This is a genomic window from Paenibacillus sp. FSL K6-2859, assembly GCF_038008265.1.
GTDB classification, from domain to species: Bacteria; Bacillota; Bacilli; order Paenibacillales; family Paenibacillaceae; genus Paenibacillus_AQ; species Paenibacillus_AQ nitricinens.
On record NZ_JBBOYU010000001.1, the window covers coordinates 2,668,584 to 2,687,534 of the forward strand.

An 18,951-nucleotide genomic window follows, 5' to 3' on the forward strand; every position below is an offset into this window, starting at 1 on the left:
GTAGCATTCTCTATTTTTAATAAGGAGGGGATGTTATGAAATCTAATCCAATTCATTTGAGTAGGAAACTCGGACAAATCAAACAAAACTGGGGTCTGTATACGTTGCTTTTTCCTGCAGTAGTCCTTACGTTATTGTTCGCATATAAACCCATGTATGGGGTGCTCATTGCCTTTAAGGATTATAGCCCGGCATTAGGAATTGGCGGAAGTCCATGGGCCGGATTCAAATACTTCGAGAAGTTTTTTAATTCCTATCAATTTTCAGCAACGATTAAAAATACACTAATCATCAGTGTGTACAGTCTGATTACGTTTCCGATTCCGATTATACTTGCGCTGATGGTTAACCAGATGAGACCAAACCGTTTCAGACGTTTTTTTCAGACGGTGTCCTATATGCCTCACTTTATCTCAACCGTAGTTATGGTGGGCTTAATGATGATTCTGTTCTCACCTAGCACCGGACTACTGGGCAATATATATAGTCTTTTTGGGAAAGAAGCTCCTGATCTAATGGGCTCTGCCGGATTATTCAGCAGTGTGTACGTCTGGTCGGATGTGTGGCAGCATGTCGGCTGGGACAGTATTATCTTTATCGCTGCTCTCTCTGCTGTTGATCCTAGTTTGTACGAGGCTGCAACCGTGGACGGCGCAAGTCGGATGCATAAAATTCGTTACATCGATATTCCGATGCTGATGCCAACAGCGATAACATTGCTTATCCTGCGGGTCGGGGGGCTGCTTGGGGTTGGATTTGAAAAGGTGTATCTGATGCAAAATGACTTGAACATCACTTCAAGTGAAATTCTGTCTACATATGTCTACAAAATTGGTCTGCTCAGCAGTCAGTATAGCTTTTCGTCGGCGATCAACCTGTTCAACACGGTCATTAATTTTATTTTATTGATCATGGTCAATCAGATTTCTAAAAAATTAAGCGAAAATAGCTTGTGGTAGAAGGGAGGAGCATTGAAATGGGAGGTTTAGAGACAGCGACAAAAGGAAATGTAGGAAAAATAAAGAAGAATCGCTCATCAGATACTATAATGGAAATTGTGATGTACGTAATATCGGCAATTTTTCTAATCATCCTGATCTATCCGCTGTATTTTATCGTCATTGCTTCGTTCAGTGATCCTTCCGCGGTGGCAGGAGGTCAAGTTTGGCTATTTCCTAAAGGGTTTACTTTTGATGGTTATAAAGAGCTGCTTCGTCATGAGAATATTTGGATCGGATATTGGAATACCATCCTGTACACGGTGGTTGGGACTGCAATCGGTTTAGTAGTTAATATCTCAGCCGCCTATGCGTTGTCAAGAAAGGACCTTGTGGGGCGGAAATATATTTCACTGTTTTTCATCTTTACAATGTTCTTTAACGGGGGTTTGATTCCTACTTTTTTAACGGTTCGTGATTTCCATCTCTATGATACTTTCTTGGTTATGGTACTGCCTTTCGCAGTTGGAGTTTTTAATATCATAGTGGCACGAACTTTTTTCCAGACTAGTATTCCGGGCGATTTATGGGAAGCAGCGCAAATTGATGGTTGTGGAAATCTCCGTTATTTTGCACAGATCGTTCTACCGTTGTCGAAGGCTATTATTGCAGTGTTAGGTTTATGGATCGCTGTAGGTTATTGGAATTCATATTTTAATGCCTTGATTTATTTGAAGAATCCTAATATGTATCCTTTGCAGCTGATCCTGCGAAATATTCTGATTACCAATCAGATGCAGTCTGGTATGGGGACCGGAGAAGCCGCACAAATCGCGTTACGGCTCGCTAATATGATGCGGTATTCAGTTATTATCGTGGCAACTGTTCCAATTATGTGTGTATACCCATTTGTGCAAAAATACTTTAATCAAGGGGTAATGATCGGCGCAGTGAAGGAATAAGCTCTTCTGCTTTTCTACTAACATTTGTGAGGGAGCAAGACCGTAATGAAAAAGCAACCCAAAAACAGTATCAATAGAACAATCACCGTCATTCTTTTAGTGACAACGTTGCTTGCTGGCCTTACAGCCTGTAAAGGGGATAAAGGGGTAAACTCTGTTGAATCTGCTCCGGGTCAATTTCATAAAGAAGGTTTGCCAATCGTGGATAAGCCCATGACGCTGAAGGTTCTAACGGTTCGGTGGGGAAGCATGGGAGATAACTTTATCCAGAATCAATGGCTGAAGGATTTGGAAAAAAATACGAATGTCAAAATCGAATGGCAGGTGATGTCTGCGAATGATTGGAGTGAACGTAAGTCTATTTTGCTGGCAAGCGGTACACTTCCAGATATCATTTTAGGGAGTGAGACCTTCGGAGATTCAGATATCGTCAATAATTTAAGCTTATTCAGGCCGCTTGATGACTATATCGAAATGTATATGCCTAACCTCAAAGCAGCCATGCAGGAAGAACCTGAATTGAAAAAAATCAGTACTTTTCCGGACGGGAAAATCTACTCTTTGCCTGCAAGATTACCTTTACGCCCTAAAAGCTCGCGCCAACCCGTGATTAACAAAACCTGGCTGGATAAATTGGGATTGAAGGTTCCGGGTACGATTGACGATCTATACAACGTGCTAAAAGCTTTTAAAGAACGTGACCCTAATGGGAATGGAAGACTGGATGAGATACCTGTTATTGAAGTAAGTAATGATCTCATCAGTCCCTTTGGAATTACGGATCTGAACAATAACTTTATGGTTGTCCAAGACGGAAATGCCGTATATTACCCTGTTTCAGAGGCATACAAAGAAGGGCTCAAATGGGAGCATAAATTATTTGTTGACGGGTTGCTTGATAAAGAGTTATTCACCCAAGATGAAACGATGAGATCAGCCAAGTTTCTTAATCCGGATGCTCCTATTGTAGGATTCTCGTATCAGTGGACGCCAGATGCCGTGTTTGGTAAATGGAGTGATCAATATATCACGATTCCCCCGATTGCAGGACCGGAGGGTAAGCGCTACACCATAGGAAATCCGTATGGAATGAATCTGGAGCGCAACGAGCTGCTTATTTCTACTTCTTGTAAATATCCAGAGATTGCTGCCCGCTGGGCTGACCAGTTCTATACCAATGAAGCAAGCATTCAAAATTTCTGGGGAGCGATAGACACCGTTATTGAGAAAAATGTCAATGGTTCCTATACATTAATGGACCCACCGATGGGTACCAGTGCTGATGCCTGGTATTGGGATCAATCACTCCGGGATTTCGGGCCGAAATATGTCAGTCCAGTGTTTGAGAAATCCATCTTGCTTAACCCAAAAACCGGAGATGGACTGAAGCTGCAGCTCGACAAGCTGGGAAGTGATTATACAACGCCGCCTTTCCCTGATGTAATGTACACCGCTGAAGAGTTTCAGATGCTACCGGCTTTGACTACGGACATCGATAGTTACGTCAATACAATGCGTGCTCAGTTTATAATTACAGGTAAAATTGACGAGGGCTGGGCTGATTATGTGAAACAGCTGCGGGGAATGGGACTGGAGAAGCTGGTTAAAATTCGTACCGATGCTTACAGTCGTTATGTGAATGTAGAATAAGAACCTTTCCAAGGTCTATTTCGACTAAAACAAAACACAGCAAGTCTCCAATCCCTCAGAGACATGCTGTGTTTTTAGCTTTCGAAATTTCTATTTAATGAGCAGGGTTTGAATAGCATGAGCCGGTATCATGTTCTCAGCCAAGCTGTTATGGAAGCGCAGGCTGAAAGGAAGCTCTTGTTCCGTGCGGTTCATAACGATAACAGCAATAGTACCATCTGGATTACGGAAAGCTGTAGTTTCAAGCTTATCTGTATATTTGGAATGTCCAATTCGTTTAGCACCTGGGCGAATATATTTACTGAAATGTCCGATGTAATAGAAGGAGCTCTCAAATATTATTTCATCGTTTTTCGTATCTCCGATAATTGGAGCATCGCAGAAGTTACCCACATGGTTAGGTCCACCTTGCTCGTCCAACACAATATTCCAGTCTGTCCAGCATGACATCCAATTGTTCAGATTGCCAATGATATCATGGCCGTAACGTTCGCCTGTGTTCCATGAGCCGAGATGAACGCCACCTTCTTGGCAGCCTTCGCTGAAGAACAGCTTCTTGTCTGGGAAGCGATCATGAACGGCCGATAGGGCTTCGAAGTGATCGCCGGAGTACCAGTGGAAGCAAATTCCCCAAATGTATTTGGAAGCTTCTTGATCTTCAAAGGCAACCTTGGCACGGTCATACACGCGCTCCTTGTTATGATCCCAGATCATAACCTTTACATGAGCCAAACCGGCTTGTTCCAAGGCTGGTCCCAAGTAATCACGAACAAAATCTTTTTCTTCTTCGGCAGTATAAAGGCAAGAATCCCATATTTGTACAGCCTTTGCTTCGTTCTGAACACTAACGGCCCAAATATCGATGCCTTCCGCAGCGTAAGCCTGAATATATTTTACGAACATGTTGGCCCAAGCCTCACGGTATTCAGGCTTAAGAGCTCCACCACCGTTCATTTGACCGTTCGTTTTCATAAAAGCTGGTGGACTCCAAGGAGAAGAGAACAAACGGAAATCTTCGCCAACAGCTGCTGCAGCATTTTTGATTAGGGGGATAATTGACTCTTGATCTCTGGAAATATCGAACGAACGGAGCTCTGCATCGCCTTCTTCTACATACGCGTAGTTGCCCAGTGAGAAGTCACAGCTTTGGATATGCGAACGGCAAAGGGTAAATCCAATACCATCCTTAGGATCAAAATAAGCGTCGATGATTTCTTTCTGTTTAGCTTCACTTAGTTTAGCGATGGTAACAGCAGAAGCCTCGGTAAGTGCACCACCGAAACCTTCCATTTCCTGATACTCCAAATCATCATAAATATTGATGAGCTCTGATTCGACGCCTGACGTATCGGGGAGGAAGATCAGAGGGTCTTTTTCTGTTAGTCGGTCGGTAGTTTCTTTTGCTGTTTGAATGACGCGAACAATTTTACTCATAGTGGTTGGTAACCTCCTGTACATATAAATTCTGTCTTTATTATAGAAGGAGATTCACTGTTCTTTGAAGAAACAATATGGCTAAGAACCTCAACAATCTGGTCATCGACTACTTAGGGAAGAGGAGTGAATGCTATGGAAACTAATAGTGTCCAAATAAGCCTATGCGGCTTTATTCGCCATACTCAGCCTTTTCGGCAATTATATCGCAGTGGGCTGGATACCTATATCATAAGGCTGCAAGCAGAAGGAGAGTGTGAAGTACTAATCGATGGAGACATGGTAACCGTGGTGCCTGGTGATCTGTTATTATTTAAGCCTCAAGATATATATGATCTGAGAATCGGCGAAAAGAAGAGTAAGCTGGGACATAGTGTGGACTATTTTGTAATGTGTACAGGGGAATGGGTGGATCAGTGGTGGAACCTGCGCGAAAGACCGAAGAAGGTTAGAATTGCGGATGACGGCAAACTGCAAAGTATATGGCAACAGCTTGATCTGGAGAATAGAAGATTAGATGGGGGGAGCCCTGAAATACTTGAGGCGCTGTTTAAAGCGCTATGCCTGCTGTTAGATCGGGCTATGGAAGAAGCACCTGCATCATCATCAGCCTCACTGCTACACGGGCTTAAGATGAAGAGTTATGTAGAGGAGCATGCTACATCAGAGATCAGATTAAAGGATGTAGCTGCCCATGCAGGAATTAGTGTAACGAGGGCCGTACATGTATTCAAAATTCAATTCGGCTACTCTATTATGCAATATGCTGGGCAAATTCGGCTTGCTATGGCTCTTCGATTAATGGACAACACCAATTATACCTTAGAGCGAATAGCAGAGGAGACGGGGTTTGGAAGCTACACCTATTTCCACAGGGTATTTCGGGAACGTTATGGCGTCTCCCCAGGCAACTATCGTAAGAGAGAGTAGCCTTCACTATTTTTAAGATCGTCTAGTTTTTAACAAGAAGTCCCTAACCGCTTGCTCAAATAACCTGACACTATTTGCCCATGTCCATTTGTGGGAAGATCTTTCACCTTGTGCGGCCAATTTAGTTCTTAAGTTTGGGTCTCGGATTAGGCGGATGACATCTTCACCAAGCCGATTCTCGTACCGATAGGAGAGCAGGCAGTTCTTCTCGTGATTTGCGTATTCCATATTTCCACCTGAATAAACACAGACCAGTGCTGCGCCACACCGCATGGCTTCAAGCCCCGGCAAAGAACCCGTATCAAAAATACTAGAACTAACAAAGATATCTGCACCGTTGTAATGGTAACAGAGCTCTTCATCATTCGCTGGCGTGAAGAATCGATATTTGCCAGTAGCTTTCATTCTTTGGAGAACTTCTGAAGTATTGAACTCGTCGGGCGGACTGATAAAGTTAATATTTACATGGGGACATTGATTTTTCACATGATCCAGTTGCTCTATAAGATAGTCTTGCTCACGGTGCCATGAGAAACCACGTTCTGCTTTTCTTAATATTGCTGTTATGTTTAAAGGCTCCTGAAGACTGTAACGGATATTCATATTCTTGAAGGATGAGCTAATGCCAATGGGCACGATTTTTCCTGTGATCCCATGATTTAAACGAATCAGCTCCTGCTGCCAATGCGATAAAACAATTAGATGCTCTGTGACATGATAAGAAGGGAACGACAGCGAGCTATCTGGTAAAAAGGGGGGTTCATAACATAATGATAATCTTACATGAATTCCTTTTCCTTGATTGCTAGCTGCTTGAGAGGTAGGGACTGTTGTATGGAAATTAGAAACAATAACATCGCCTGGGGGATAGTCCTGTTCTTTAGGCGACATATGTGTGGAGCGGATTAAGGTGGAGCGGACATCATAGGAAACAACACCATCCACAGGCATGAGGATAGTAACCTGATGCCCCATAGCTGTCAGCCCATTGGTGAGTTCTACCAGCATGCGTTGAGCTCCACCATGTGATAAGGTCAGAATAGGGAATGTGAATCTCATCGGTAATCCCGTCCCTTCCAAGTTAGGGCTTAATCGTCAAACGAAGTTACTCAATCGTTCTGTTTCTTATTTTATTCAACTCGCTTAGAAAGGTACCATTTATCTAGTTTAAAAATCATTTTTTTTCCATAAGAGCGATATTCTTTAGTAAAGCAACGGTCTCATTAATCTCGAGGTTCGTTATATCTTCTAAAGATACGTCGATCATGGGCTTAAATTGCTGGAGTTTGCTCAGGAAAGCTTCAGTATGGAAATGCCCTCCACCAGCCTTACCGTGGTAAGTTCTCTCTCCATCTTGATAGATGTCTTTTAAATGCGCCAAAATGATCCGATCCCCGAACAACCTGAAGGCGTCATCAACAATTTGATCCTGCATATCTACAGCGTCACCAATAAAATTGCATGGATCCAAGACTACACCAATATTGCCTGAGGGAATTTCATCTAAGATGCGGCGCATCTTGTCTGGTGTAGAAAGAGTATGTGTGCAGACACCCTCCAATCCCAGAAAAACACCCCATTTTTCAGCTTCCTCCGCAAGCTCTTGTACAGTTTCCCTTAAAATATCCCAGCCGATGTCTTCGTAATGGAGCGGGTCTTGTGCTTGGAAAGTAGTCAGAGCGCCCGTCTCCGTAGCCACCATTGGGGCGCCGAATTGGCGGGCATACCGAAGATGTTCTTTGAAGCGATCTATCTCTAATCTCCGGATAACAGGATCTGGATGAATGGGATTGATGTAACAGCCTAACACGCCGATACGTATACCTGCTCTTTCAAATTGTTCACCAATATAGTTTGCGAGGCCTGGACTTAATTTACCTGTGGAGGTGTTGATGTCCTGAATAGCTTTGGATAAAGCAAGTTGAACAAAATCGATATCATAATTCTGAAGCGTTGCTGTCAACGATTTGAGGGGTAAACAACCAAATGTATGCGCTAATGTTCCGTATCTGATGGTAATCATCTCCTTATCTAAGATAGGTATGTGTAATTACAAACATAATAGTAGCGCTTTCATCTGGATGCAAGTGATTTATCCTTATCGTTTGTCAGGAAATTGATGATCTCAGTGTTTATTCTATCCGGTTGCTCGTGATTAATGCCGTGTCCCGCATGGGGGATGACTTGGTAATAGAACTTTCCAGCTTCTAAAATATTTATGAAATCCTTCGATTGCTTTAGCGCGTGTTCTCCAACTAGAAAATAGAGCTTGTCTCTAACTGCGACTGCGGCGTTTTGATCATACGGATGAAGCTTATGCACAAACATAGCTTGCTGATTATGAGTGCGCATTAAAAGGATCAGATGAGCAGCTAATACTGGATGGTTGTCAAATAAAGGGGAGTTAGGGGCGCTTAACTTCTTCAGCACTTTCAGTAAATTGCGATCCGTTGGAATCAGAATTTCCGGGAACATCATCATTAAGGTTTGGATCATGGCTTTAATCGGTGCATTAATCATTCCACCCTCCAAACAAACGACACGGTTCACTTTGTCCGGTTGCTTGGTCGCATAATTAAAAGCAATATAGGCGCCATTGGACACACCCGCGAGATTAAAGACGTCAACCCTCAGATGTGTCGCTATTTCGTTAATCCATGCCACTTGCTCAAAATTCTGTTTGTTAAAATGCTCATTAGGTATGCTTTTTCCAGGTCCGCCTAAAGTATCAATAGCAATGCAATAAAAATGCTTCGATAATTCCTCAATGTTTAAGATCCACATGACCGCCGAGTTATCACCAACACCATGAAACAGTAGGATGGGAGGATTACTCTTTTGACCAGCAAGGATGCAATGTGTCAGTCCATATGAGGTGGGAATATCGATTTCCTCAAGTGGAGTGGGCCACTGTTCAACAAGCTGCTGATAGGATTGCCACACTCGTTCTTGTGCCTTGGCATTCTTGAAGCTATTTACCATCACAAACCTCCTTATTCCAATAAAAAATATACATCTTATTCCAATTAGTATACTACGAGAGTTCCCAAGGAGGAGAAAGAAATAGAAACATTACTGTGAAAAAGAAGGTGGGAGGTGAGTCGGCACACAGAATTTTTGATTTTTTGATGCTAACGTCCATCCCGAAGTCTGATAAGTGCATTTCGTACAACTAAATAGCCACTTTACGCGCATAAGTGCGATATAGATGCACTCTGTACAACTCTATCTCTGGAAATTAGCGGATATCGCTAGATTGGAGGGGATTAGTTGCACAAAGTACACTTACCACTAGGTGCGAACGTTGAAATTAATTTTTAGTTGTAGAATATGCAATTAAATAATGCGGAAGGTTCTCTTTTGCGGTAAATTTTAGGATATGGAAAGTTATTTATGATGTTCGAGGGGGCGCTAAGGATTCTAATTGAACTAAAGGAAGCGAGTTTGTCAGATGATCGTGATATTTTTGAGATGATTGCGGAGATCGGTCCGGGAGAGAATGGATTCGTTAACAATGGTTTTGATATGGCTTACAGTGAATTTTCTGATTTCATCAGGGGGCGGATAGCTCTTTCACGAGGTGATAATCTTCTACCAAACTATGTCCCACAAACCAACTATTGGTTAGTGATTGACTCTTATCCTGTTAGTGTTGGCAAACTAAGACATGCCTTAAATGATCAATTAAGAAAGTCAGGTGGACATATCGGGTATAGCATCAGACCGAGTGAACGAAGAAAGGGTTATGGCACAATGATGTTAGCAGAGCTGCTAAAAAGAGCTGCGGATAGGGGGATTAATGAGGTCATGCTGACTTGTGAGCCGAACAACGTATCTTCGAGAAAGGTTATTGAAGCGAATAAGGGAATATTAACCGGCATTGAGGATGAAAAATGTAACTACTGGGTTAGTCTAGAGCTGGCGTGATGAATAGCGGGATAAGGAGTTGCTGATGGAGTTGCTAATGGGCAGCTCTTTTTTTGATTTTTTGCAATGGAATTTCAGTTCACCCAAGGCGATTTGTCTAAAATGTGAAATAAATTTTAAATTTTGTTGAAAACGCTCTATTCAAACACAAACAAATAGATTAAAATCAAAACAAAGAAAAATAAACAGAAAAATAAACATTCAAAAACGGAGGTATTCACAAATGGTACAAAACTTATGGGATTCATCTCGGGAAACGGAAATAAACGGGGGATTGGATGCATTAGTGTTCCGCTCCAATCTGCTGGGCGAAGACCGCAGGGTCTGCAACTTTGGAGGAGGGAATACCTCTAGCAAAACGATAGAAATAGATTTCCGTGGTCGTGAGGTTGAGGTCATGTGGGTAAAAGGTAGCGGATCTGACCTAGCTACAATGAAAGCAGGGAATTTTACAGGATTGCGGCTTCAGGATATTGCTCCTTTGTTCGAGCGGGAGGAAATGCCTGATGAGGAAATGGTGGCCTACCTCGCGAACTGTATGATTGATCCTAAGCATCCACGTGCTTCTATTGAGACGCTGCTTCATGCCTTTTTACCATTCAAACATGTAGATCATACGCATCCAGATGCGATTATCAGCTTATGCTGTGCTCATAACGGTAAGGATATTGCGCGGGAAATTTATGGAGACCGTTTCGTATGGGTGCCTTACATCCGTCCAGGTTTCACTTTATCCAAAATGATTGCTGAGGGCGTACTTGCTAATCCACAAGCAGAATTGGTGTTGATGGAGAAGCATGGTCTGGTAACTTGGGGAGATACGCCGGAAGCTTGTTACGCTAAGACGATCTCTATCATTAATGAAGCTGAGCGTTACATCGATGATAGAATTGAAGATGAGAACCTGTTCGGGGGCCGCAAAGCGGAAGCGCTTCCGGAAAAAGAGCGGCGGGCTGTCGCGGCGGCTGTAATGCCGTTGATCAGAGGCGCAGTTAGTGATGAACGTAAAATGATACTGACCTTCGATGATGCAGAGGATGTCCTGCGTTTTGTAGGTGGAGTTAACTCGGAGAAATTATCCAGTGTAGGTGCAGCCTGTCCGGATCATTTGGTACATACCAAAATGCTGCCACTATTTGTGAATTGGGAACCAAATGCCAGTGATATTGATGGTTTGAAGACGAAGCTGAACGAAGCGATTATCACATACAAAGAGCAGTATAAAGCGTACTTCGATCGCAATAAGCATGAGGGAGATGTAATGTTCGAAGCCGCACCGCGTGTGATTCTGATTCCCGGAGTGGGAATGATTAATACGGGCAAAAGCTGGAGCAACTCCAAAATTAGCGGTGCCTTGTATCACCGGGCGATTGCTGTTATGCGCGGAGCTACCGCACTGGGAGATTTCGTCTCTCTAAGTGAGAACGAATCATACAATGTGGAATATTGGCCTTTGGAATTATATAAATTATCGCTGGCACCAGCAGAAGCAGAATTCTCGCGTAAGGTTGCGTTTATTACTGGTGGAGCTGGAGGAATCGGGAGCGAAACTGCTCGTCGTCTAGTGTCCGAAGGGGCGCATGTTGTGCTGGCAGATCTCAATCTGGAGGGTGCTCAGAAAATTGCCGAGGAGATTAACGATAAATACGGTGAGAATCGTGCGTTCGCTGTTAAAATGGATGTAACGCAGGAGGAGCAAGTTACCGCAGCTTATGCGGAAACAGCACTTATTTATGGCGGAGTAGATATTATTGTTAACAATGCTGGGCTTGCGACTTCCAGTCCTTTTGATGAGACTTCATTAAAAGAGTGGAACTTGAACATTTCCGTGCTAGGAACTGGTTATTTCCTCGTTGCACGCGAAGCCTTCAAGGTGATGAAGGAGCAAAAAATCGGCGGTAGCATGGTATTTATTGGTTCTAAGAACTCCATATTTGCTGGAAAGAGCGTATCGGCTTACAGTTCGGCCAAAGCACTAGAAGCACATTTGGCTCGCTGTATTGCAGCTGAAGGTGGAGAGTTCGGTATTCGCGCCAATACCATTTTGCCGGATGCCATTCTACAAGGCTCAGCGATTTGGAATTCGAACTGGCGGAATGAACGGGCGGCTGCTTACGGGATTGACCCGGATCAACTAGAGGAACATTACCGTAAACGTACAACACTGCTTGTAAATATTTATCCTCGTGATATTGCTGAAGGCGTTGCCTTTTTCGCTTCATCCAAGTCAGAGAAGACGACAGGTTGTATGCTGACGATTGACGGTGGAGTGCCGGCAGCTTTTACTAGATAAGAGGTAAATGGAATATAGATAGGATAACGGAGGGAAGACATGCTGATTGCAGACAGATATGAAAGAATCGTAGAACTAGTGAATGAACGTGGCAGCATTCGTGTCTCGGAACTGAGTACATTATGCCAAGTGACGGAGGAGACCATCCGCCGTGATCTTGATCGCTTGGAAAAGGCGGGGAGGCTGCTACGCTCGCACGGCGGTGCAGTCAGTCTGCGTGATCGTCAGCCAGAGACGCCCTATGCTGAACGTGAAATTATGAACGCAGCGGAGAAGCAGCAGATTGCTCGTGAAGCAGTGCTGATGATAAAGCCGGGAGATCGAATTTTGCTGGATGCTAGCACAACTGCATGGTATATGGCCTCACATTTGCCGGATATGCCACTAACTGTACTGACTAATTCTATTAAGGTAGCTGCGGAGTTAAGTGGGAAGGAACGAATAGATGTGATCTCAACTGGCGGTCAGCTGAGCCGAAGATCGATGTCCTTTGTTGGTCATTTAGCCGAGCGTTCGCTTGAGTTGTATCACGTGGATAAGATGTTTTTTTCCTGCAAAGGATTTCATCTCGAACGCGGCGCCAGTGAATCGAATGAGCTGCAAGCGATGGTAAAGCGAAAGATGATTTCTATTGCGGAGCAGGTGATCCTACTTTGTGACTCCAGCAAATTCGGAATTCAAGCGTTCACACATGTTGCCACGACTAGTGAACTGGATGTTGTAATAACGGATTACAGCCCTGCCACAGAACAGCTAAAGCAGCTACAGGAGCTGAACATCGCAATAACAACCGTGTAGATAATAGTGTTGCAGGAGGTGAAGACATGAAGGTATCGATGTTTATTACTTGCATCAGTGATGCTGTGTACCCAAAGGTCGGAGAAGCAATGGCACGTCTGCTAGCCAGATATGGCGTGCAGCTGGATTTTCCCGAAGTGCAGACCTGCTGCGGACAGCCTGCGTACAATAGTGGCTATTGGAATGAGGCACGTCAAGCTGCGCTTACGATTTTGCAGGCTTTCGAAGACAGTGACTTTGTCATTGCTCCTTCCGGGTCTTGCACCGGGATGCTTCATCATTACCCGAAACTGTTTCAGGATGATCCGGTTAATTTGGTCAAGGCGCAGAATTTGCAGCGTAAATCCTATGAGTTCAGCCAGTTTATGGTACAGGTGCTTGACGTCACGGATCTTGGGGCAGTATTTCCGCATAAAGTTACCTATCATCCTTCCTGTCATGGCACTCGGATTCTGGGGATTCGTGATGAGCCTATGTTACTTATGCAGAATGTGAAGGCGATGGAGCTAGTACCACTACCTTTTGCTGAGGACTGTTGTGGGTTTGGCGGAACCTTTGCCGTGAAGATGTCTGATATCTCCGGGGCGATGGTTACCGAGAAGTCAGATCATGTGCTGGAGTCGGAAGCTGAAGTCTTAACAGGTCTGGATATGGGCTGTCTCATGAACATTGCTGGGAATTTGCGTTATCGCCACAAACCGGTCCGAGTCATGCATTTAGCAGAGCTACTGTATGAGGGGGTGAGTGGACAATGAGTCAGAATGCCGCTCAGACTAAATCGGAATCGAATAAGGTGAAGCCAGCTACGGTAAAACAGCGTGCAGATTTGGCGCTGAATAATGAATTTTTACGCAAGGCGGTTCGCTTTACTACGGAAAGACTGCGTGACGGGAAACAGAAAGCGGCGAACGATCATGGGCACTGGGAAGAATGGCGCGAACGTGGGCGACAAATTCGCCTGCATACAATCGCTCATTTGGATTATTACTTAAATCTATTTGCGGACAATGCAAGAGCGAACGGCACGCATATTCATTTTGCGGCAACGGGTGAAGAGGCAGTGAAGATTGCTTTAGAGATTGCGCAGCGGAAACAAGCGGCTTCCGTGGTCAAATCAAAATCGATGGTGACTGAGGAGCTGCATTTGAATACGGCGCTTGAATCCATTGACGTGGAGACGATTGAGACAGATCTTGGCGAATATATTATCCAGCTTGCCGGAGAAACCCCGTCTCATATCATTATCCCAGCCATCCATAAAAACCGCTATCAGATTGCTGAACTGTTGTCCAAGGAGGCAGGGGAGGAGCTTTTGCCTGAGACTACAATCCTTGCAGGATTTGTACGGCGCAAGCTACGGGAGAAGTTCCTCGAAGCGGATATTGGGATGACGGGATGCAATTTTGCGATTGCAGAGACAGGTTCCATGGTGCTATTCGAGAATGAGGGCAATGCTCGTATGGTCACCACCTTGCCGAAGACGCAAATCACTTTGATGGGGATGGAGCGGATTATTCCTTCCTGGAGCGACCTTGAGGTGATGGCTACGTTATTGCCGCGTTCAGCAACTGGCCAGAAGCTAACAGTGTATATGTCCGGTATTTCGGGACCCCGTAGGAAGGATGACGGGGACGGGCCGGAAGAGCAGCATATTATTATCCTTGATAATGGTCGATCTGAGCAGCTAGGCGATCCAGAATTTCAGGAGCTACTGAACTGCATACGCTGTGGAGCCTGTCTGAATGCCTGCCCTGTCTACCGTCATATTGGCGGTCATGCCTATGGCGGGACTTATAGTGGACCGATCGGAGCGGTGTTGACCCCAGCGCTGAACAAAAATGTAGATCAATGGGATGATATCGCGGGTGCATCAAGTCTGTGCGGTGCGTGTTATGAAGCTTGTCCAGTCAAAATCCCTCTGCATGATATGCTTATCTATTTACGTCGGCGTAAGGTAGAGCGAGGTTACGGAGACAAAGCGGAAGGTCTTGGCATGAAAGGCTTTGGTGCGATTATGGCGAAGTCACAGCGATTCAGTAATGTGATGAAAGTAGGCAGAATCGGACAAAAGCTGCTTGTGAGAGACGGCGGAATTCCGTCTAAGTTTGGGCCGCTGAAAGGCTGGAATAACTATCGGATCGCTCCGAAGCTGGCGGATGAATCCTTCCGCGAGAGCTGGAAAGGGCTGCAGGAGGAGTTAGACAATAATATTCGCGAGATGGACCCGTCGATACAGAAACGGATGGAAGATTTATTAGCGAAGCGAAAGCGTGAAGAGCTGAAAGGAGAGCCCGGATATGACTGAGGAAACGCACATAGAATGGCTGGAGCGTATGGACCATGATTCTCGTGAGAAACAGCAGGTATTCATGAACGATATCGCTCGTCGCTTGAAGCATCCAAGAACGACTACGGCTCCTGCACATCCTTTTCGCGGCGCTCCAGATTATTGGCAAGAATTCCAGTGGAGTCCAGAAGAACGCATCGATCAATTTACTGCGAATTTTCAAAGTGCAGGTGGACATGTGTTTCGCGTGGCAACGATGGATGAAGCTAAAGCTTTTATCGTCAATAAAGCGAGTGAGATGCTCGCCCGTTATATTCTTCGGCAAAATGTAGCTGAGCTTGCGGCACTTCGATTAGAAGAGGAGCTTGAAAATACGCGGGTATCTGTCTGGAATACGGATATGCAAGAAGCATGGAAAGCTAGGGCGGCGGAAGCTGATATTGGGATTGTGCTCGCGGATTATGCAGTTGCTTATACCGGCTCAATTACAGTGTTATCTTCTGCGGATAAAGGGCGCTCTGTCAGCCTTTTGCCCACCGCATTAATTGCCATCATTCCGCTCGAACGGCTGAAGACTCGTCTGGGTGAGGTGCTTATTGATTTTGATGAAGCGGGACAATCGGGTCTCCCCGCAGGTATTCACTTTATCTCTGGACCCAGCCGTTCAGCGGATATTGAGAATGATCTGACGATAGGTGTGCATGGCCCGGGAATCGTATTCGCCTTGCTGGTAGGTTGATGAGGAGATAAGGAGTGTTGTTTAAGAATGAATGCTGGGGCGCATAAACAGGGTCAGAATCATATTGCTATTGATATTGGAGCCTCTAGTGGGAGAGTCGTTTGCGGAACCTTGCAAGAACCGGAAGGAAACTTATCATTAACAGAAATCCACCGTTTTAGTAATGGGTTCTCTGAGAAGAATGGTAATCTTTATTGGGACGTCGATTATTTATTTGCTGAAATAGTAAAAGGCTTGCAGAAGGCGAAGTCAAAAGGAATTGAGCAGTGTACCATCGGAATTGACACTTGGGCCGTGGATTACGTACTTCTGGATCAGAAGGGTACACGAATTCATGAAGTTTTTTCTTATCGTGATTCCAGAACAGATAGAGCGGTACAAAGCCTACATCGTAATATATCAACTGTAAGCGTTTACGGTAAGACGGGGATACAAGTTCTCCCGATTAATACGTTGTACCAGCTGTTTGTGCATGATCAGGCAGATCTTGAAGCAGCACATTCAATCCTGCTGGTCCCTGATTATCTCTATTATCGGCTTACGGGACGCAGAATTAGTGAAGTCACGAATGCTTCAACCACGGGTCTGCTGAATCTGCAAACTCGGGATTATGATACTGATTTACTGGCACTGCTTGGTCTTTCAAAAGAGCAATTCCCCCCCTTAACGGAACCTGGGGAACAAATTGGCGGATTGACTGATGACCTGGCGGCACGCGGTGATCTTCCAGATTGTAAGTTCATAGCAGTTGCCACTCATGATACAGCATCAGCTGTACTAGGCGTTCCTGCAAGTAGCGACAAATGGGGATTTCTCAGTAGTGGTACTTGGTCACTCATCGGGGTGGAACGAGCTTCAGCTATCACAAGTCCAGAAGCGATGGAGCGCAATTATACAAATGAATGGGGAGCCTTCGGATCGTTCCGTTTTCTTAAGAACATTATGGGGATGTGGCTGATCCAAAAGGTTCGTGAGGAATATGGTGGTCAATACAGCTTTGGCGAACTGGTGGAGCTGGCAGAGCAAGAGATTCCTTTTAGATCAATCATCTACTGCAATGATGAACGATTCATGAATCCATCCAACATGATCAGCGAGATACAGGACTATTGTGCGGAAGTCGGACAGTTGGTACCAAAGACACCAGGGGAGATTGCCAGATGTGTGTTTGACAGTCTTGCTCTTTCTTACTATTTCTATGTTCAGGATCTTCAGCTATTAACCGGTGAGAAGTGGGAGCGTCTGCACATTGTAGGCGGAGGGGCGAATAATGGTTTGCTATGCCAAGTTGCGGCGGATTTGCTAGCGATGGAGATTTACGCTGGTCCGACGGAATCCACCGCATTAGGTAATGTAGTTATGCAAATGATCAGTGTGGGTACGGTCGCAAATATTAAAGAAGCAAGAGAAATTATATATCGTTCATTTGATGTAACAATCTACATTCCACATGAGATGGACGCTTCCCTAAAAACCGCGGCATTGGCTGAGTTTGCTCGGCTACAGATCGTTTAAGAGTAACTTTGATTTGGTGAAATAGCTGCGGGTGAGCGGAGAAGGGCGAAAATACCCCACATTGGGAGTGAAAAGCGGAAAGTGAGTGAAAAAGGGGTATAAATCCCTCTCATCGGGCGCAAAAAGCGGAAAACGTGCCAAAGTGGAGCAAAAATCCCCCTAAATAAAATCACAAAGACAATAACAGGAGGCTCAAGCATGGAGCAGAATACAGAAAGCTTAAGGAGCATTCAGACGAGCTATAATGAGGCGAAAAAGCTCTACGAACTGCACGGCATTGACGTAGATAAAGTATTAGAGCAGCTTGCAGCAATCAAAATTTCATTGCACTGCTGGCAAGGAGACGATGTAAAGGGCTTCCTGAATAAGGAAGAGGAACTAAGTGGCGGGATCGCGGTCACGGGCAGTTACCCGGGGCGAGCTAGAAATCCGGAGGAACTGCGCCGTGATTTGGAGCAAGCACTAGCACTTATCCCAGGACGTCATAAAGTTAATTTACATGCTATTTATGCCGATACGGAAGAAACAGTAGATCTTGATGCGTTAGAGCCTAAGCATTTTGAAAGATGGGTGAACTGGGCTAAGGAGCAGGGACTAGGATTAGATTTCAATCCCACTTGCTTCTCTCATGAAAAAGCTAATGATGGCTTCACACTAAGTCACTCGGATCCTGAAATCCGCAACTTCTGGATTGCTCATTGCAAGGCTTCACGCCGAATCTCCGAATCTTTCGGTCAGGCACTGGGTCAGCCTTGTGTAACCAACTTCTGGGTTCCAGATGGATATAAAGATACACCGATCGACCGTCTGTCACCGAGAGTGCGACTTCAGCAATCACTGGACGAGATCTTCAGCGAGGAGATCGATCAGCAATATAACATTGATGCTGTAGAAAGTAAGCTGTTCGGAATTGGCTCGGAAAGTTATGTGGTAGGTTCGCATGAATTTTATATGGGTTATGCACTAAGCCGGGGCAAAGCGGTATGCTTCGATGCTGGGCATTTCCACCCAACCGAGACTATCTCGAATAAATTATCCTCTTGGCTGATGTTTGGTGATCAATTGTTGCTGCATGTTAGCCGTCCAGTACGCTGGGACAGTGATCATGTGGTGACTATGGATGATGAACTGCTGGAGATTGCTCGTGAACTAGTTAGAGGTCAATTCCTAGAAAGAACTCATATTGGACTTGATTTCTTTGACGGAAGTATTAATCACATTGCCGCTTGGGTGATCGGAACACGTAACACAATCAAAGCCCTGCTACGTGCGATGCTGGAACCGATAGAGCTATTGAAGCAAATTGAACTGGATGGAGATTATACTACTAGACTTGCACTGGTAGAGGAATTGAAATCTTATCCGTTCGGAGCTATTTGGGATTATTATTGTGCGACGAATGGTGTGCCTGTCCGAGAAAGCTGGCTGAGCGATGTGAAGCAATACGAAGTAGATGTTTTATCAAAGCGATAAAGTAC

The 18,951-nt window shown here is 44.8% G+C and carries 16 protein-coding genes; 12 read left to right on the forward strand and 4 right to left on the reverse strand.

Going from position 1 to position 18,951, the window contains the following annotated elements; all coding sequences use genetic code 11:
* Positions 1 to 35: 35 nt before the first annotated feature.
* The 3 genes from MHB64_RS11565 to MHB64_RS11575 are packed head-to-tail and all read left to right on the forward strand — an operon-like array spanning position 36 to position 3,550.
* On the forward strand, positions 36 to 959 hold the full coding sequence (locus MHB64_RS11565) for an ABC transporter permease (RefSeq protein WP_094870157.1): 924 nt from the start codon (positions 36 to 38) through the stop codon (positions 957 to 959).
* A gap of 17 nt (positions 960 to 976) precedes the next feature.
* Entirely contained in the window at positions 977 to 1,900 is a 924-nt protein-coding gene (locus tag MHB64_RS11570; RefSeq protein ID WP_042187073.1) for a carbohydrate ABC transporter permease, read from the forward strand.
* Between the two features lie 45 nt (positions 1,901 to 1,945).
* Positions 1,946 to 3,550: an extracellular solute-binding protein gene (locus tag MHB64_RS11575; protein ID WP_341134460.1), complete on the forward strand. Its 1,605-nt coding sequence runs from the start codon at positions 1,946 to 1,948 to the stop codon at positions 3,548 to 3,550.
* Between the two features lie 90 nt (positions 3,551 to 3,640).
* Here the strand turns inward: MHB64_RS11575 and MHB64_RS11580 are convergent, their stop codons facing one another.
* On the reverse strand, positions 3,641 to 4,984 hold the full coding sequence (locus MHB64_RS11580; RefSeq protein ID WP_094870155.1) for a glycoside hydrolase family 30 protein: 1,344 nt from the start codon (positions 4,982 to 4,984) through the stop codon (positions 3,641 to 3,643).
* 135 nt (positions 4,985 to 5,119) lie between these two features.
* On the opposite strand from MHB64_RS11580, the gene MHB64_RS11585 reads away from it, so the two are divergent.
* Positions 5,120 to 5,914, forward strand: a complete 795-nt coding sequence (locus tag MHB64_RS11585) for an AraC family transcriptional regulator (protein WP_094870154.1) — start codon at positions 5,120 to 5,122, stop codon at positions 5,912 to 5,914.
* A gap of 12 nt (positions 5,915 to 5,926) precedes the next feature.
* Here the strand turns inward: MHB64_RS11585 and MHB64_RS11590 are convergent, their stop codons facing one another.
* From MHB64_RS11590 to MHB64_RS11600, 3 genes are all read right to left on the reverse strand, one after another.
* Positions 5,927 to 6,973 (reverse strand): glycosyltransferase family 4 protein, encoded by a 1,047-nt coding sequence (locus MHB64_RS11590; RefSeq protein ID WP_280786824.1) that lies wholly within the window; start codon positions 6,971 to 6,973, stop codon positions 5,927 to 5,929.
* 115 nt (positions 6,974 to 7,088) lie between these two features.
* A complete protein-coding gene (locus MHB64_RS11595) occupies positions 7,089 to 7,937 on the reverse strand; it encodes a sugar phosphate isomerase/epimerase family protein (RefSeq protein WP_094870152.1) in 849 nt (282 codons plus the stop codon).
* Between the two features lie 50 nt (positions 7,938 to 7,987).
* On the reverse strand, positions 7,988 to 8,896 hold the full coding sequence (locus MHB64_RS11600) for an alpha/beta fold hydrolase (RefSeq protein ID WP_341134461.1): 909 nt from the start codon (positions 8,894 to 8,896) through the stop codon (positions 7,988 to 7,990).
* Between the two features lie 411 nt (positions 8,897 to 9,307).
* Here MHB64_RS11600 and MHB64_RS11605 point away from each other — a divergent pair, with 411 nt between their 5' ends.
* The 8 genes from MHB64_RS11605 to rhaA all read left to right on the forward strand — a co-directional run bounded on the left by MHB64_RS11605 (position 9,308) and on the right by rhaA (position 18,946).
* Entirely contained in the window at positions 9,308 to 9,841 is a 534-nt protein-coding gene (locus tag MHB64_RS11605) for a GNAT family N-acetyltransferase (protein WP_341134462.1), read from the forward strand.
* Positions 9,842 to 10,064: 223 nt separating this feature from the next.
* Positions 10,065 to 12,134 (forward strand): bifunctional aldolase/short-chain dehydrogenase, encoded by a 2,070-nt coding sequence (locus tag MHB64_RS11610; RefSeq protein WP_341134463.1) that lies wholly within the window; start codon positions 10,065 to 10,067, stop codon positions 12,132 to 12,134.
* A 39-nt stretch (positions 12,135 to 12,173) separates the two neighbouring features.
* Complete coding sequence (locus MHB64_RS11615) at positions 12,174 to 12,932, forward strand: DeoR/GlpR family DNA-binding transcription regulator (protein ID WP_094870148.1); 759 nt, start codon at positions 12,174 to 12,176, stop codon at positions 12,930 to 12,932.
* 26 nt (positions 12,933 to 12,958) lie between these two features.
* Positions 12,959 to 13,687: a (Fe-S)-binding protein gene (locus MHB64_RS11620; RefSeq protein ID WP_094870147.1), complete on the forward strand. Its 729-nt coding sequence runs from the start codon at positions 12,959 to 12,961 to the stop codon at positions 13,685 to 13,687.
* Positions 13,684 to 15,237 (forward strand): LutB/LldF family L-lactate oxidation iron-sulfur protein, encoded by a 1,554-nt coding sequence (locus tag MHB64_RS11625; protein ID WP_341134464.1) that lies wholly within the window; start codon positions 13,684 to 13,686, stop codon positions 15,235 to 15,237. Before MHB64_RS11620 ends, MHB64_RS11625 begins: the two co-directional genes overlap by 4 nt.
* On the forward strand, positions 15,230 to 15,958 hold the full coding sequence (locus tag MHB64_RS11630) for a LutC/YkgG family protein (RefSeq protein ID WP_094870145.1): 729 nt from the start codon (positions 15,230 to 15,232) through the stop codon (positions 15,956 to 15,958). The genes MHB64_RS11625 and MHB64_RS11630 overlap by 8 nt, the downstream gene beginning before the upstream one ends.
* Before the next feature lie 27 nt (positions 15,959 to 15,985).
* Positions 15,986 to 17,473: a rhamnulokinase gene (gene rhaB, locus MHB64_RS11635; RefSeq protein ID WP_341134465.1), complete on the forward strand. Its 1,488-nt coding sequence runs from the start codon at positions 15,986 to 15,988 to the stop codon at positions 17,471 to 17,473.
* A gap of 198 nt (positions 17,474 to 17,671) precedes the next feature.
* Positions 17,672 to 18,946, forward strand: a complete 1,275-nt coding sequence (gene rhaA, locus MHB64_RS11640) for an L-rhamnose isomerase (protein ID WP_341134466.1) — start codon at positions 17,672 to 17,674, stop codon at positions 18,944 to 18,946.
* Positions 18,947 to 18,951: the final 5 nt, after the last annotated feature.